Here is a 13,331-nt window from a genome sequence, read left to right as displayed (position 1 = left end):
CGCCGATAGATGCGGGCCAGGCGCAGCAGCGAGCCGGTGAAGGCGCGTTCGTCGAGAAGGCGGAGGGTCAGGGTCATGGATTCTAGATAGGTAGCTTGCTATCGATATTAGATAGCATCCTATCTAGATAATGACAAGGCTGTCAGTGACCAGTGGCGCTTCGGCCCGACCCGAGGCACAACAGCGGAGTCGAATAAGCCAGGAGCGCCGCCGTGAACCCCACCCTTCCGATGACGCGTCGCGGCGCGGCCGCCGCGCTCCTCGCCCTGACCGCCACCCCCAGCCTGGCGCGCGCCGCGATGCAGACCTTCCCGGTGGTCGGCCGAGTCGAACGCCTGGACCCGGCCCTGGACGCCCTGGTCGACGCCGACGCCGTGGTCGAGCAGGTGCTGGACGGCTTCACCTGGAGCGAGGGCCCCGCCTGGGTCGGCGGCAAGGACGGCTTCCTGCTGGCCTCCGACGTGCCGGCCAACAAGATCCTGCGCTGGACGCCCGCGGCCGGCGGCGCGGTCTGGCTGACGCCCTCGGGCTATGCCGGTCCCGAGACCAGCAGCCTGCGCGAGGCCGGCTCGAACGGCCTGATCCTGGCGCGCGGCGGCCTGGTGATCGGCGACAGCGGCAATCGCTGCGTCTCGCGCATCGACCTGAAGACCCAGAAGAAGACGGTGCTGGCCGCCGGTTTCGAGGGCAAGCGCTTCAACAGTCCCAACGACCTGGTCCTGGCCCGCGACGGCGCGATCTATTTCACCGACCCGCCGTGGGGCCTGAAGGGCGACTGGAGCTCGCCCTACCGCCAGACCGACTATTCGGGCGTCTATCGCCTGGGCACCGACAATGTCGTGACGATGATCGACCGGACGGTCGAGCCCAACGGCATCGGCCTGTCGCCCGACGGCAGGACCCTCTACGCCACCGACCGCAAGTCCGGCTGGGTGGCCTGGGACCTGGACGCCAAGGGCGCCCCGACCGCGCGCCGGCAGTTCGTCGACCGCGCCGCCACCGGCATCGACGGCGGCGACGGCCTGAAGGTCGACCGGGGCGGCAACCTCTGGGCCTCCAGCAAGGACGGCATCTCGATCTTCACCCCGGCGGGCAAGCGGATCGGGATCATCCGGGCCGACGACGTGATCTCCAACTGCGAACTGGCCGCCGACGGCCACCTCTACATGTCGTCGAACCACCGCGTGATCCGGGTCAAGGTGAAGGCCAAGAAGCTGGCCCTCTGACGGCGCGCGCGGCGGGGCCCGGCGACGCTCCGGACAAACCCCGCGCCCCGCTAATGTAAAATCCCGAGGGGAATTGAGAATTCTCCCGATTGGTTCACGGCCCCTCCACGCTCAGCTTGACGGGTACAAGCGGAGACACGCCATGCCCCGATCGTCCACGAAGACCGGCTTCCTGACGATGGGGGCGGCGATCGGCGCGGCCTTCTTCGCCGTGGCCTCGTCCGCCCACGCCCAGGCCGTGGACGACCGCTACTGGCTGCAGGTGCAGGCCTTCTGGCCCGACATCGACACCACGGTCGAGGTCAGCAACGCCGCCGGCACCCGGGGCACGCAGATCGACCTGGAATCCGACCTGAAGCTGAGCGACCGCAAGTCCCTGCCCGCCCTCTTCGGCGGGGCCAGGATCGGCGACCGCTGGACGGTGGTCGGCGAATACTACGCCCTCAACCGCAGCGCCTCGACCTCCGCCAGCCGCGATCTCACCTTCGACGACGTCACCTTCCCGGCGGGCGTGACCATCGACAGCGAATTCAAGACCGACGTCTATCGGCTGGCGGTCGGCTATTCCTTCGTCAAGAACGACAAGGCCGACGTGGGCGTCGTGGTCGGTCTGCACGTCACCCAGTTCACGGTCGGCCTCAAGGGCCAGGGCCATGTGGGCGCGGCCGCGCTCTCGACCGAGAGCCGCAAGCGCGACGCCCTGGCGCCCCTGCCGACGGTCGGCCTCTACGGCACCTATCAGGCCACGCCCAAGATCACGCTGAACGGGCGGGCCGACTACCTGTCGCTCAAGGTCTCGGACTATGACGGCCGCCTGGTCAACGTCCAGGCCAGCGCCGCCTACCGCGTCTGGAAGAATGTCGATATCGGCGTCATGTACCGCTACGTCGACTACAATCTCGGCATCGAGAAGGAGCGCTGGAACGGCGAGGTGTCCTACACCTTCAAGGGCCCGGCCCTCTTCGCCCAGGTCGCTTTCTAGCGGCTCGGATCGGTCATGGACGGCGGATCGCTGGCCGGGAAGCTCTCGTCCAGCGCCTCGTCCAGCCGCGCCTCGCGCTCGGCCCGCAGCCGCTCGTTCAGCGCCACGCTGGCCTCCATCCGCGCCAGCTGCTCGGGCGTCGCCGCCCCCTGGTGGCGCGCCTTCCAGTCCGACTGCGGCGTGCCGTAGACCGCCTCGCGGGCCTGGTCCTTGCTCAGCGTCCCCTCGGAAGCCTCGCTGACCCAGTCGCCCAGGCAGTTGCGGCAGAACCCCGCCACGCCCATCAGGTCGACGTTCTGGACGTCGGTGCGCAGGCGCAGATGCTCGACCAGCCGGCGGAAGGCGGCGGCGGCGAGACGGTCGTCGATGGGCTGGGTCATGGTCGTTTGCTCGCGGCGGCTGGTCGGGATTCGTCCCGGGCCTCATTTGGCCGCTCACGATCCGGACGGCAACACCCGCGAACGGACACAGACAGCCGAACGCATCCCGCGGACGGGATCACATCGACTGGGATTTTCCTGTAAGAAAATGGCGCGCCCGGAACGATTCGAACGTCCGACCCTCAGATTCGTAGTCTGATGCTCTATCCAGCTGAGCTACGGGCGCGCACTGCCTTTCGGCGAGGCGGGGGAGATAGCCCGGACGATCCGGGGACGCAAGCGCCTTTTGATGCAGAATGCGCGAAGTTTGTGGAGAAGGGCTTCCAGGCCTTGACCCGCAAGGCTCCGCTCCCTTCTTGAGAGGGACGACCTTGGCCGTGCGGGGATCGCGTTCGCGCGCTTCCCGTTCCATGACCAGGGCCCATGTGCCCCGAGTCCCTCGACGAAAGTTCGCCATGCGCCTGATCGCCCCGCTGCTCCTCGCCCTGATCGCCGGCTGCGCGCCCCTCTCGGCGGAGGCCCGGCCGCCCGCCGAGGGCGCGGGCGTCGCGAAAGCCCCCGCCTACAAGCCCAGCGGCATGGTGGCGGCGGCCAATCCCCTGGCGGTGGAGGCGGGCCTGCGGGTGCTGCGCGACGGCGGCACGGCGGTGGACGCGGCGGTGGCGGTTCAGGCGGTGCTGGGCCTGGTCGAGCCGCAGAGCTCGGGCCTGGGCGGCGGCTCGTTCATGGTCTTCTACGACGCCAAGACCGGCAAGGTGACCGCCTATGACGGCCGCGAGAAGGCGCCCCAGGGGGCGACGCCGCAGCTGTTCATGGGTCCGGACGGCAAGCCGCTGGACTTCGTGACCGCGGTGCTGTCGGGCCGCTCGACCGGCGTGCCGGGCGCCGTGGGCATGCTGGCCCAGGCCCAGAAGGAGCACGGCAAGGCCGCCTGGAGCACCCTGTTCAAGGACGCCGAGCGCCTGGCCGACGGCGGCTTCACGGTCAGCCCGCGCCTGGCCGGCATGATCAACAGCAAGCGCGTGCCGCAGAACACCGCGCCGGACGTGATCGCCTATTTCACCAAGCCGAACGGCCAGCTCTACCAGGCCGGCGACACCCTGAAGAACCCGGCCTACGCCGCCACTCTGCGCGACCTGGCCGGCAAGGGCCCCAGCGCCCTCTACGAGGGTCCGCTGGCCCAGAAGATCGTCGACCGCCTGCACCAGGGCGAACTGGCCTCCAGCATGACCCTGGCGGACCTGAAGGCCTACAGGCCGCGCTCGGCCGACGCCCTGTGCCGGCCGTGGAAGGTCTACACCGTCTGCGTGCCCAACCCGTCGTCCAGCGGCGTGTCGGTGATCCAGGCCCTGATGATGCTGGACCACACCGACATCGCCCAGCGCGGCCCGACCGACCCGGTGGCCTGGACCCTGCTGGCCCAGGCCGAGCGGGTGATGTACGCCGACCGCGACCGCTACATCGGCGACCCGTCGTTCGTGAAGGTGCCGATCGACGGCCTGCTGGACCCGGCCTATGTGGCGCAGCGCGCCAAGCTGATCACCGACACCGCCGGCCCCGCCCCGTCCTTCGGCCTGCCCAAGGGCGCGCCCGTCGTCGGTCCCGACAGCACCCACGAACCGGCCGGCACCACCCACATGGTCATCGTCGATCCTCAGGGGAACGTCGTGTCGATGACCACCACGGTCGAGAGCGTGTTCGGCTCGGGCCGGATGGTCGGCGGTTTCTTCCTCAACAACCAGCTGACCGACTTCAACTTCGACCCGCATGACGGCGACGGCGCCCCCGGGGCCAACGCCGTGGCCGGCGGCAAGCGGCCGCGCTCGTCGATGGTGCCGATCATCGTGCTGAAGGACGGCAAGTTCCTGGCCGCCGTCGGCTCGCCGGGCGGCTCGGCGATCCTGTCGTACAACCTCAAGGCCATGGTCGGGGTGTTCGACTGGGGCCTGACCATGCAGCAGGCCATCAACCTGCCCAACCTGGTGGCGCGCGGCGACATGTTCTCGGCCGACGTCGAGCGGTTCGGCCCGCAGATGACCTCGGCCCTGCAGGCGCGCGGCGTGGCGATCCGGACGGGCCAGGTCGAGGGCTCGGGCCTGCACGGCGTGATCGTGCGGCCGGGCGGCGTGCTGGAAGGCGGCGCCGATCCCCGGCGCGAAGGCGTGGCCAAGGGGCTGTAACTAGGATCCGCTCATCCCGGCGAATGCCGGGACCCAGATGGGATAGCGGTGTGGTTGACGCCAAGAGCGCTGAGCCTATCCCGTCCGCTTCCCAGCCTTAGGATCTGGGTCCCGGCGTCCGCCGGGATGAGCGGTTGGTTTCAAGGCTTTGACCTCGCCTTCGGCTTCGCCGGTTCAGGCGGCGCTTCCGGCAGGGGCTCGGGCGTGCCCGCCAGGGTCAGGTCGAACACCGAGCCGCCCGGTCCGGTCTCGACGAGCGCGAGGTCACCGCCGTGGCCCTGGGCCAGCTCGCGGGCGATGGCCAGGCCCAGGCCGGTGCCGCCGCGGCGCACCGAACCCACGAACGGCTGGAAGAGGTTGTTGCGCGCCTTTTCCGGCACGCCCGGACCGTCGTCCGAAAGCCGCAGGACGCTCATGCCCTCGGCCCGGCGCAGTTCGACGAACACCCGGCCCTTGCCGCCGCGATCGGGCGCGCCCTCGATGGCCTCGCGGGCGTTGCGCAGCAGGTTGGTCAGGATGCGGTGCAGCTGGTCCGGGTCGGCGATCACCTGCTCACGGCTGTCGATCACCGTCTCCAGGGCCACGCCGGAGGGTTGCAGGCCGGAGTCCTCGGCGGCCATGTCGAGGGCGGCGCGCAGCGGCGTGGTGCGCAGGGCGGGCGCCGGCTCTTTGGACTTGCCGTAGGCCATGACGTCGCTGGCCAGGGTGATGGCGCGGTCCAGGGCCCGCTCGAGGCGCGGCAGGGCCTGGGCCACCTTGGGGTCGCCCAGGGCGGCCAGGCGGTCGGAGGCCATCTGGGCGCTGGTCAGCATGTTGCGCAGGTCGTGGTTGATCTTGGCCACCGCCTCGCCCAGGGCCGCCAGGCGAGCCTTGGCCTGCAGGGCGGTGATCAGGTCGGTCTGCATCATGTCCAGCTCGCGCTCGGCGCGGCCGATCTCGTCGCGGCGGCGCGAGACCACCACCCGGGCGGCGGGATCCTCGGGATCGGCGCGGAACCGTTCCATGGCCTGGGTGATGCGCTGCATGGGCCGCACCAGCAGGAAGTTCAGCGACAGATAGATCAGTCCGCCGGCCAGGGCCGCGACGAAGACCGTCACCCCGGCCAGGCGGCCCAGGTTGGCGACCAGTTCGGCCTTCAGCTGGGCGTCGGGCAGGACGATCTCGACGAACTCGGCCTCCTGGCGGAACCGGGGCTCGGCCATGACCCGCACCATGCTGCCGGGCTTGCTCTTGAGGGTGAAGAACGGCGCGGCCAGCCACGAGCCGGGGTTCTGGCGGCGCAGGTCGACCAGATAGGGCGTGGTGATCTTCAGGCCGCGCGGCTCGGTGGGCAGGACCAGGCGCCGGGCGCCGTCGACCTCGAGCGCCACGATCACCACCCCGGCCTGGTCGAGCAGCTGCTGCGACACCCGGTCGGTCACCCGCCGCTCGGGGTCGGCGTCGGCGATGGTCGAGGCCAGTTCGGCGGCCCGCACGCGGTCCAGCAGCCACTGCTCTTCCAGATAGGCCATGGCCGGGGGCAGGATGACCGCGCCGGCGATCGCCACGAACAGGGCAGTCAGCAGCAGCAGGCGCGCCGACAGGCCGCCGGGCCACGGGAAGCGACGCCCTGGCTTGGCTTTTTCCGGAACGGACGGCGTGACCGGCTCGGTCATCTGTCTGGGTTACTTCAGGTCTGGGGCTTCGGCAACGCGTCGGCGTCGCCAATAGCGCCAAAGCGGCGGCAGGAGGGCCAGTGCGCCCATCGCCACGATCGGCAGATAGATGCGCGGCGAGAACAGGGTGTGCATCGTCACCGGCTCACCGCTGGCGAAGATGTGGCCCAGGCCCGCGCCGATGCCGGCATAGACGAACGAGCTGGGCACCATCCCCAGGAACGAGGCCAGCAGGTAGGTCCGCACCGGGATGTTCATCAGGCCCGAGGCGACATTGACCAGCAGCAGCGGGAAGGCCGGGATCAGGCGCAGGGTCAGCAGGTACGAGAAGGCGTCGGCCTTGAAGCCCTCCTCGATCCGGGCCAGCAGGGCGCCGGGCTTGCGGCGCAGGAAATCGCCGAAGGCCGTGCGGCAGACCAGGTAGACCACGGTCGAGCCGCCAGTCGCGCCGGTCACCGCCGCCAGGCCGCCGCCGATCGGGCCGAACAGGAAGCCGCCGGTCAGCGACAGGATCAGGGCGCCCGGCAGTGAGACCGAGACCGTGGCCACGTAGATCACGACATAGATCGCCGCGGCCTTCAGCGGGTTGGCGGCGGCGTAGGTCTGCAGGGCCTGGCCGTGGGCCTGCAGGGTGGCCAGGTCCAGCTTGCCCGCCAGGCCGCTGGCCAGGGCGACGACCAGCAGGATCAGCAGCGCGCCCAGGGGCCCGAACCGACGCAGCCAGGCCAGGGTGGTGTCGGGCGTCATCCGGCGCCGACCGCGTCGGTCACCGAGGCGAAGCCCTCGGCGCGCAGGCGGGCGGCCAGGTCGGCCTTGATCCGTTGCACCAGGCCCGGGCCGCCGTAGACCAGGGCCGAATAGAGCTGCACCGCGCAGGCCCCAGCGCGGATCTTGGCCAGGGCGTCGGCGCCGCTGGCGATCCCGCCGGCGCCGATCAAGGCCAGATGGCTCTTGTTGACCGCGTGGAAGCAGGACAGCACGGCGGTCGAGGCGGTCAGCAGCGGCTTGCCCGAAAGCCCCCCGCTCTCGCCCTTCTGGGCCGAGGCCAGATGGTCGGGGCGGGCGATGGTGGTGTTGCTGACGATGATCCCGTTCAGGCCGTTGGCCGCGGTGGTCTCGACGATGGCCTCGACCTCGTCGTCGGCCAGGTCGGGCGCGACCTTCAGGAAGATCGGATAATCGACCGTGCCGGCCGCCTTCAGCAGCCCCCGCGCCTCGGCGATCCGGCCCAGAAGCTCCTCGAGCGCGGCCTTGGTCTGCAGGGCGCGCAGGCCGGGGGTGTTGGGCGAGGAGATGTTGACGGTGAAATAGTCCGACAGGCCCCACAGCCGCGTCAGGCCGGTCACGTAGTCGGCGACGCGGTCGGTCGCGTCCTTGTTGGCCCCGATGTTGGCGCCGACGATGGGCGGGCGATGTCCGGAGACGCCGCGGGCCTTCAGGGCCGACAGGCGCGCGGCGAACGGCTCGAGCCCTTCGTTGTTGAAGCCCATGCGGTTGATCACCGCCTGGTCTTCCGTCAGGCGGAACAGGCGCGGGCGCGGATTGCCGGCCTGGGCCAGGGGCGTGACCGTGCCGCACTCCACGAAGCCGAAGCCGGCCCGGGACATGGCGGCGGGGACCTCGGCGTTCTTGTCGAAGCCGGCGGCCAGGCCCACGCAGTTGGACAGCGGGAGGTGCGCGATCGTGCAGGCCAGGATCGGGTCGTCCACGTCGTGCTGGCGCGGGCCCAGGCCCATCTTCAGCCCCTTGATCGCCCAGCCGTGGGCGTCCTCGGGGTCCAGCGCGTGCAGGGCGCGGGCGGCGATGTCGTGCAGGCTCATGCGGGCAGCTCGCCCAGGATCGGCACGCCGTCGGCGTCGAGCGCCAGCGCCCGCTCGTCGATCACCTCGTCCGCGTTCAGGTCGCGGAACAGGTGCGGGAACAGGGCCCCGCCGCGCGAGGCCTCCCATTTCAGGGCCTCGCCCAGGTCGTCGGCCTCGACGGTCAGCAGCATCAGGCCTTCCTGGCCCTTGAAATAGAGCTCGGCCGTCTTCTGGGCGGTGTCGTGGCCGGAGAAGTGGATGAAGCCGTCGGCCAGGTCGACCGCCGAGCCGCCGAAGGTCCCCGAGGCCCGGGCCGCGTCCCATTCGGCCTTCGGGAGGATCTTGTAGATCTTGCTCATTCGCCGCCGTGTCCGCCGTTTTCCGAAGCATAGAACAGGTGGCTCAAGGTCGGGGCTCCATCGGGGGCGATCGAAAAGACCGCGACGGTGGCGGTCGGGAACTTGCCGCGCAGCTGGGCCAGCTTGGCGGGATCGGCCGGGCCGCCCATGGCCAGGCGCAGGGCCAGCTCGTGCAGGCCGGGATTGTGGCCGACCACCATCACCGTCCCGCTGTCGGGGGCTTCCTCGCGAATCGCCGCCAGCACGTCCTGGGCCTCGGCGTGGTAGAGATCGCGGCGCAGCTCGGACCGGGCGTCGGAGAAGGCCGGGGCGGCCGCTTCCCAGGTCTCGCGCGTGCGGCGGGCCGAGGAGACCAGGGCCAGGTCCGGCGACAGGCCGGCCTTGGCCAGGACCTTGCCCATCAGGGCCGAGTCGTTCTGGCCGCGCGGCGCCAGGGCGCGCTCGAAGTCGCCGCCCGAGGCGGCGTGGGGCTCGGCCTTGCCGTGGCGCATGAGGATCAGTCGGTCCATGATCCTCCATAGCCTTCACCGGAGCGCTCCGGAAGCGCGTGGTTGACGAAGGCCATGGTTGACAGGGGGGGCGCCAAGCGGTCCAAGGCGACATGGCTGAACTCGACTTCGCGGGACAGGTGCTGTCGGAGGGCGGAACCTGGCGGTTCCCGGCCCATAGCCCCCTGCTGCTGGACTCCGGCGGCAAGCTGGAAAACCTGGAAATCGCCTACCGCACGTGGGGCACGCTGAACGAGGACGGGACCAACGCCGTCCTGATCTGCCACGCCCTCAGCCTTGACCAGCACGTGGCCGGCGTTCACCCGACCAACGGCAAGCCCGGCTGGTGGACCCGGCTGGTCGGCCCCGGCAAGCCGGTGGACCCCGCCCGGCATTTCATCATCTGCTCCAACGTGATCGGCGGCTGCGCGGGCTCGACCGGCCCGGCCTCGACCAACCCGGCCACCGGCCAGCCCTACGGGCTGAGCTTCCCGGTGATCACCATCGCCGACATGGTCCGGGCCCAGGCCATGCTGATCGAGGCCCTGGGCGTGGAGACCCTGCTGGCCGTGATCGGCGGCTCGATGGGCGGCATGCAGGTCCAGCAGTGGGCGGCCGACTATCCCGACAAGCTGTTCAGCGCCGTGATCGTGGCCTCGGCCTCGCGCCACTCGGCCCAGAACATCGCCTTCCACGAGGTGGGCCGCCAGGCGATCATGGCCGACCCCGACTGGAAGAACGGCGCCTACGCCCAGGGCAAGTCGCGACCGGAAAAGGGCCTGGCCGTCGCCCGCATGGCCGCCCACATCACCTATCTGTCCGAGCCGGCCCTGCAGCGGAAGTTCGGCCGCGAGCTGCAGCGCGACGGCCTGTCGTGGGGCTTCGACGCCGACTTCCAGGTCGAGAGCTACCTGCGCCACCAGGGGGCCAGCTTCGTCGACCGCTTCGACGCCAACTCGTACCTCTACATCACCCGGGCCATGGACTATTTCGACCTGGCCGCCGGCCATGGCGGGGTGCTGGCCCAGGCCTTCGCCGGCGCGCGCCACGTGCGCTTCTGCGTGCTCAGCTTCACCAGTGACTGGCTGTATCCGACCGCCGAGAACCGCCACATTGTCCGCGCCCTGACCGCCGCCGGCTGCCGCGCGGCCTTCGTCGAGATCGAGAGCGACAAGGGCCACGACGCCTTCCTGCTGGACGAGCCGGTGATGGACGCGGCCCTGCAGGGCTTCCTGAGCTCGGTGGAACGCGAACGGGGCCTGGCTACATGATCCGCCAAGACTTCAGGGAAATCCTGCGCCTGGTCCGTCCGGGCTCGCGCGTGCTGGACGTCGGCTGCGGCGAAGGCGTGCTGCTGGACCTGCTGACCCACGAGAAGCAGGTCGACGGCCGGGGGCTGGAGATCAGCGCCGAGGGCGTGGCGGCCTGCATGTCGCGCGGCCTGTCGGTGGTGCAGGGCGACGCCGACCAGGACCTGGACCACTTCCCCGACCGCACCTTCGACTACGCGATCCTGTCCCAGACCCTGCAGGCCACGCGCCGGCCGCGCCACGTGCTGGACGAACTTCTGCGGATCGCCGACCGGGCCGTGGTGTCGTTTCCGAACTTCGGCCACTGGCGCGTGCGCTGGTCGCTGCTGCATCGCGGGCGGATGCCCGAGACCCAGGCCCTGCCCCTGCCCTGGTGGGCCACGCCCAACATCCACCTGTGCACCCTGGCCGACTTCCTGGCCCTCACCGAGGACCTGGACGTGCGCATCGACGCCTGCGCCGCCTTCGCCGGCGACGGCCCGGCCCGCCAGATCGACCCGACCAAGGCCCTCGAGAACTGGCGGGCCGAGTCCTGCCTGTTCATGCTCAGCCGCAATCCCGCGCTCGCCGGCGCCGCCCCCACGGAACCTCCAGCCCCCTCAGGCGATCTCTTCGACGGATGAAGCTTCGTCTCATGACCTACAATGTCCACCGTTGCGTGGGCACGGATCGCAGGCTCGACGTCGAGCGTGTGGCCGAGGTCATCGCTGCGGAAAACGCCGACGTGGTGGCGCTTCAGGAACTGGACGTCCGCCGGGCCCGCACCAAAGGCGTGGACCAGGCCCACCGCCTGGCCGAACTCTTGAAGATGCGCTCGCACTTCCATCCGGCCATGGCCGTGGAGGAAGAGCTCTACGGCGACGCCATCCTGACCGCCCTGCCCGAGAAGAAGGTCAAGGCCGACGGCCTGCCGCTGTACCCGCTGATCCCGGGCCTGGAGCCGCGCGGCGCGATCTGGATCAGCGTCGACGTCGGCGGCACGCCGGTGCAGATCATCAACACCCATCTGGGCCTGGTGCCCCAGGAGCAGAAGCGCCAGGCCGCGGCCCTGCTGGGCGAGGGCTGGATCACGCACGAGGACTGGAAGGCGCCGGGCATCCTGCTGGGCGACTTCAACGCCACGCCCTATTCGGCGACCTATCGCCTGCTGAAGGCCGCCCTGCGCGACGCCCAGACCCAGAGCCCGACCTGGCGACGCACCCCGACGGCGACCTTCCCATCCAACTTCCCGTTCATGCGCATCGACCACGTCTTCCTGACCAAGGGCCTGGAGACGGTGGGCGTGCGCTCGCCCTACGGCCCCCTGGCGCGAACGGCTTCGGACCACCTGCCCCTGGTGATCGACCTGGAGATCACGGGCGCCTGACGGCCGGGGACATGCCCCCGATCAGTCCTGCAGGTGATCCGGCAGTTCCGGCCGGGGATCGGCCATCAGGCGGTGCAGCTCCTTCTTGAGCCGGCGGCGGCGTCCCCAGGGGCGCCAGGCGTCGACGGGCGACAGGGCGTCGCCCAGGTTCCAGTCGGCGATGAACTGCTGGACGCCCGTCAGCGACTTGATCGGCACCGGCGCCAGGCGGCGCGGAAAGCCGCCCCGGCGGTCCAGTTCGTTGATCGTCGCCGCCAGGCCGCCGAGCCGGTCGTAGGTGTCGAGCACGTGCTCGGTCTCATGGTCGAGGAAGTGGCCGATCAGCCGTCCCAGGAACGCGCGCACGGCGGCGCGGCTAATCTCGTCGGTCCCTTCGAAAGCGATGTCGCATTCGGTGTCCAGCCCGACCGAGCGGTTGTTCAGATTGGCCGAACCCAGCCGCAGCACGCGGTCGTCCATGATCGCCACCTTGGAGTGGACGATGATCGTCGCCCCCTTGGGCGTGCGGGCGCTGAAGGCCGAGAAGCGGCCGTGGACGTCGACCTCGCGCAGGCGGTTGATCGCCGAGGTGCGGGCGCTGTCCATGGTCATCTGGTCGAAATAGCTGGGGCTGTGGGCCGGGCCGACAGTGACCACCTCGGGCCCGTCCGGCTCGGCCAGCCGCTCGGCCAGGGCTTCGACGATGATCGGCGAGGTCAGGTACTGGTTCTCCAGATAGACCAGCCGCTTGGCGGCCTTGATGCTGGCCAGGTGCATCAGCATCGACTCGTTGACCTCGGGCTCGCCCTTCCACGCCGGCTGGGTGCGGCAGACGCCGACGGGGACGTTGCGCAGGTCGGGGATCAGATAGTCCGGCCAGGGCGCCTCCTCGGCCTTTTCCGACCGCTCCAGCGCCTCGCCCGTCGACCGCTGCCAGCGGGCGATGAACAGGTCGCCCAGGGCCTCGGCCGCCTTGCCGTCGACCAGGGACGCCACCTCGTGGCGGGCCGGATAGTGGTGGCCGGTGGGCAGGCGGCGGCGGGGGTCGTTGTCCAGGTGCTGGGTGGTGTCCCAGCGGTCGACGCCGATGTCGCCGCCGCTGACCAGGGCCACCGAGCCGTCGACCACGACCACCTTCTGGTGATGGCAGGCGCTGGCCGGCAGGGTGTTGTCCAGGTGGTACTTGACCCGCGAGCCGGTGAAGAACACCTGGCCGCGGTGCGGGCCGAACAGCTGCGAGGCGGCGATCGGGAACGGCATGTCCCAGACCAGGATGCGCACGTCCAGACCGGGGTTCAGCGCCGCCTGTCGGCGTAGCAGCAAGCCGATGCGGTCGACATGGGCGGGGTCCCGGCTCTTGCGGACCCGGTCGGGGTCCAGCCGGGTCAGGGGATCGAACACCCAGGCCAGGATCCAGATCGACTTCCTGGCCGACAGCAGGATGGACTTCAGCGCGTCGAACGCCTCGTCGTTGTCGATGAACAGCGCCAGCCGGTCGGCCTGCTCCACGCGCCAGCAGGTGGAGCCCGGCCTCATCAGCGAAGCGGAGGTCAGCGAGGATGCGTCGTCGGCCATGTCGTCCCTTGTGCCACGGAAATTCGTCA

At 70.3% G+C, this 13,331-nt stretch carries 12 protein-coding genes, 1 tRNA gene and 1 pseudogene; 6 read left to right on the top strand and 8 right to left on the bottom strand.

The window, feature by feature from the left end; translation table 11 throughout:
• The first annotated feature begins 212 nt into the window (after positions 1-212).
• Both AC1U89_RS07240 and AC1U89_RS07235 read left to right on the top strand, forming a co-directional pair.
• A complete protein-coding gene (locus AC1U89_RS07240; protein ID WP_479899043.1) occupies positions 213-1,226 on the top strand; it encodes an SMP-30/gluconolactonase/LRE family protein in 1,014 nt (337 codons plus the stop codon).
• Positions 1,227-1,368: 142 nt separating this feature from the next.
• The gene (locus tag AC1U89_RS07235; protein ID WP_479899042.1) at positions 1,369-2,208 is read left to right on the top strand and encodes an outer membrane beta-barrel protein; all 840 of its coding nucleotides are present in this window, start codon (positions 1,369-1,371) and stop codon (positions 2,206-2,208) included.
• A gap of 74 nt (positions 2,209-2,282) precedes the next feature.
• Here the strand turns inward: AC1U89_RS07235 and AC1U89_RS07230 are convergent.
• Positions 2,283-2,588 (bottom strand): annotated as a pseudogene (locus AC1U89_RS07230) (DUF1244 domain-containing protein); the annotation flags it as partial.
• Between the two features lie 149 nt (positions 2,589-2,737).
• Positions 2,738-2,814 (bottom strand) — tRNA-Arg (locus AC1U89_RS07225).
• 229 nt (positions 2,815-3,043) lie between these two features.
• Here AC1U89_RS07225 and ggt point away from each other — a divergent pair.
• Entirely contained in the window at positions 3,044-4,768 is a 1,725-nt protein-coding gene (gene ggt / locus AC1U89_RS07220; protein WP_479899041.1) for a gamma-glutamyltransferase, read from the top strand.
• A gap of 140 nt (positions 4,769-4,908) precedes the next feature.
• Here ggt and AC1U89_RS07215 read toward each other — a convergent pair whose 3' ends face one another.
• Genes AC1U89_RS07215 through AC1U89_RS07195 form a run of 5 tightly spaced genes read right to left on the bottom strand, consistent with a single transcriptional unit; the run spans position 4,909 to position 9,093 of the window.
• Positions 4,909-6,423 (bottom strand): sensor histidine kinase, encoded by a 1,515-nt coding sequence (locus AC1U89_RS07215; protein WP_479899040.1) that lies wholly within the window; start codon positions 6,421-6,423, stop codon positions 4,909-4,911.
• A gap of 9 nt (positions 6,424-6,432) precedes the next feature.
• The gene (locus AC1U89_RS07210) at positions 6,433-7,170 is read right to left on the bottom strand and encodes a TVP38/TMEM64 family protein (protein ID WP_479899039.1); all 738 of its coding nucleotides are present in this window, start codon (positions 7,168-7,170) and stop codon (positions 6,433-6,435) included.
• Positions 7,167-8,243, bottom strand: a complete 1,077-nt coding sequence (locus tag AC1U89_RS07205) for a quinone-dependent dihydroorotate dehydrogenase (protein WP_479899038.1) — start codon at positions 8,241-8,243, stop codon at positions 7,167-7,169. Before AC1U89_RS07205 ends, AC1U89_RS07210 begins: the two co-directional genes overlap by 4 nt.
• Positions 8,240-8,584: a DUF952 domain-containing protein gene (locus tag AC1U89_RS07200; protein ID WP_479899037.1), complete on the bottom strand. Its 345-nt coding sequence runs from the start codon at positions 8,582-8,584 to the stop codon at positions 8,240-8,242. The genes AC1U89_RS07205 and AC1U89_RS07200 overlap by 4 nt, the downstream gene beginning before the upstream one ends.
• Complete coding sequence (locus AC1U89_RS07195; RefSeq protein WP_479899036.1) at positions 8,581-9,093, bottom strand: SixA phosphatase family protein; 513 nt, start codon at positions 9,091-9,093, stop codon at positions 8,581-8,583. Before AC1U89_RS07195 ends, AC1U89_RS07200 begins: the two co-directional genes overlap by 4 nt.
• A 92-nt stretch (positions 9,094-9,185) precedes the next feature.
• On the opposite strand from AC1U89_RS07195, the gene metX reads away from it, so the two are divergent.
• Genes metX through AC1U89_RS07180 form a run of 3 tightly spaced genes read left to right on the top strand, consistent with a single transcriptional unit; the run spans position 9,186 to position 11,748 of the window.
• Positions 9,186-10,343, top strand: a complete 1,158-nt coding sequence (gene metX / locus AC1U89_RS07190; protein WP_479899035.1) for a homoserine O-acetyltransferase MetX — start codon at positions 9,186-9,188, stop codon at positions 10,341-10,343.
• The gene (metW, locus tag AC1U89_RS07185; RefSeq protein WP_479899034.1) at positions 10,340-11,005 is read left to right on the top strand and encodes a methionine biosynthesis protein MetW; all 666 of its coding nucleotides are present in this window, start codon (positions 10,340-10,342) and stop codon (positions 11,003-11,005) included. Before metX ends, metW begins: the two co-directional genes overlap by 4 nt.
• Positions 11,002-11,748, top strand: coding sequence for an endonuclease/exonuclease/phosphatase family protein (locus AC1U89_RS07180; RefSeq protein ID WP_479899033.1), 747 nt, complete (start codon positions 11,002-11,004; stop codon positions 11,746-11,748). Before metW ends, AC1U89_RS07180 begins: the two co-directional genes overlap by 4 nt.
• Before the next feature lie 21 nt (positions 11,749-11,769).
• Here the strand turns inward: AC1U89_RS07180 and AC1U89_RS07175 are convergent, their stop codons facing one another.
• Positions 11,770-13,302 carry a phospholipase D-like domain-containing protein gene (locus AC1U89_RS07175; RefSeq protein WP_479899032.1) on the bottom strand — a complete coding sequence of 511 codons (1,533 nt, stop codon included), beginning with the start codon at positions 13,300-13,302 and terminating at the stop codon, positions 11,770-11,772.
• Between the last annotated feature and the right edge of the window lie 29 nt (positions 13,303-13,331).

It is taken from the genome of Caulobacter sp. 05T431, assembly GCF_056665975.1.
This window is presented reverse-complemented; position numbering and strand designations above follow the sequence as displayed.

Excerpts from the sequence above, each read along its gene's own strand:
- AC1U89_RS07210 (WP_479899039.1), bottom strand. The coding sequence starts at position 7,170 with ATGACGCCCGACACCACCCTGGCCTGGCTGCGTCGGTTCGGGCCCCTG.
- metX (WP_479899035.1), top strand. The coding sequence starts at position 9,186 with ATGGCTGAACTCGACTTCGCGGGACAGGTGCTGTCGGAGGGCGGAACC.
- ggt (WP_479899041.1), top strand. The coding sequence starts at position 3,044 with ATGCGCCTGATCGCCCCGCTGCTCCTCGCCCTGATCGCCGGCTGCGCG.
- AC1U89_RS07215 (WP_479899040.1), bottom strand. The coding sequence starts at position 6,423 with ATGACCGAGCCGGTCACGCCGTCCGTTCCGGAAAAAGCCAAGCCAGGG.
- AC1U89_RS07180 (WP_479899033.1), top strand. The coding sequence starts at position 11,002 with ATGAAGCTTCGTCTCATGACCTACAATGTCCACCGTTGCGTGGGCACG.
- AC1U89_RS07175 (WP_479899032.1), bottom strand. The coding sequence starts at position 13,302 with ATGGCCGACGACGCATCCTCGCTGACCTCCGCTTCGCTGATGAGGCCG.
- AC1U89_RS07235 (WP_479899042.1), top strand. The coding sequence starts at position 1,369 with ATGCCCCGATCGTCCACGAAGACCGGCTTCCTGACGATGGGGGCGGCG.
- AC1U89_RS07205 (WP_479899038.1), bottom strand. The coding sequence starts at position 8,243 with ATGAGCCTGCACGACATCGCCGCCCGCGCCCTGCACGCGCTGGACCCC.
- AC1U89_RS07200 (WP_479899037.1), bottom strand. The coding sequence starts at position 8,584 with ATGAGCAAGATCTACAAGATCCTCCCGAAGGCCGAATGGGACGCGGCC.
- metW (WP_479899034.1), top strand. The coding sequence starts at position 10,340 with ATGATCCGCCAAGACTTCAGGGAAATCCTGCGCCTGGTCCGTCCGGGC.
- AC1U89_RS07195 (WP_479899036.1), bottom strand. The coding sequence starts at position 9,093 with ATGGACCGACTGATCCTCATGCGCCACGGCAAGGCCGAGCCCCACGCC.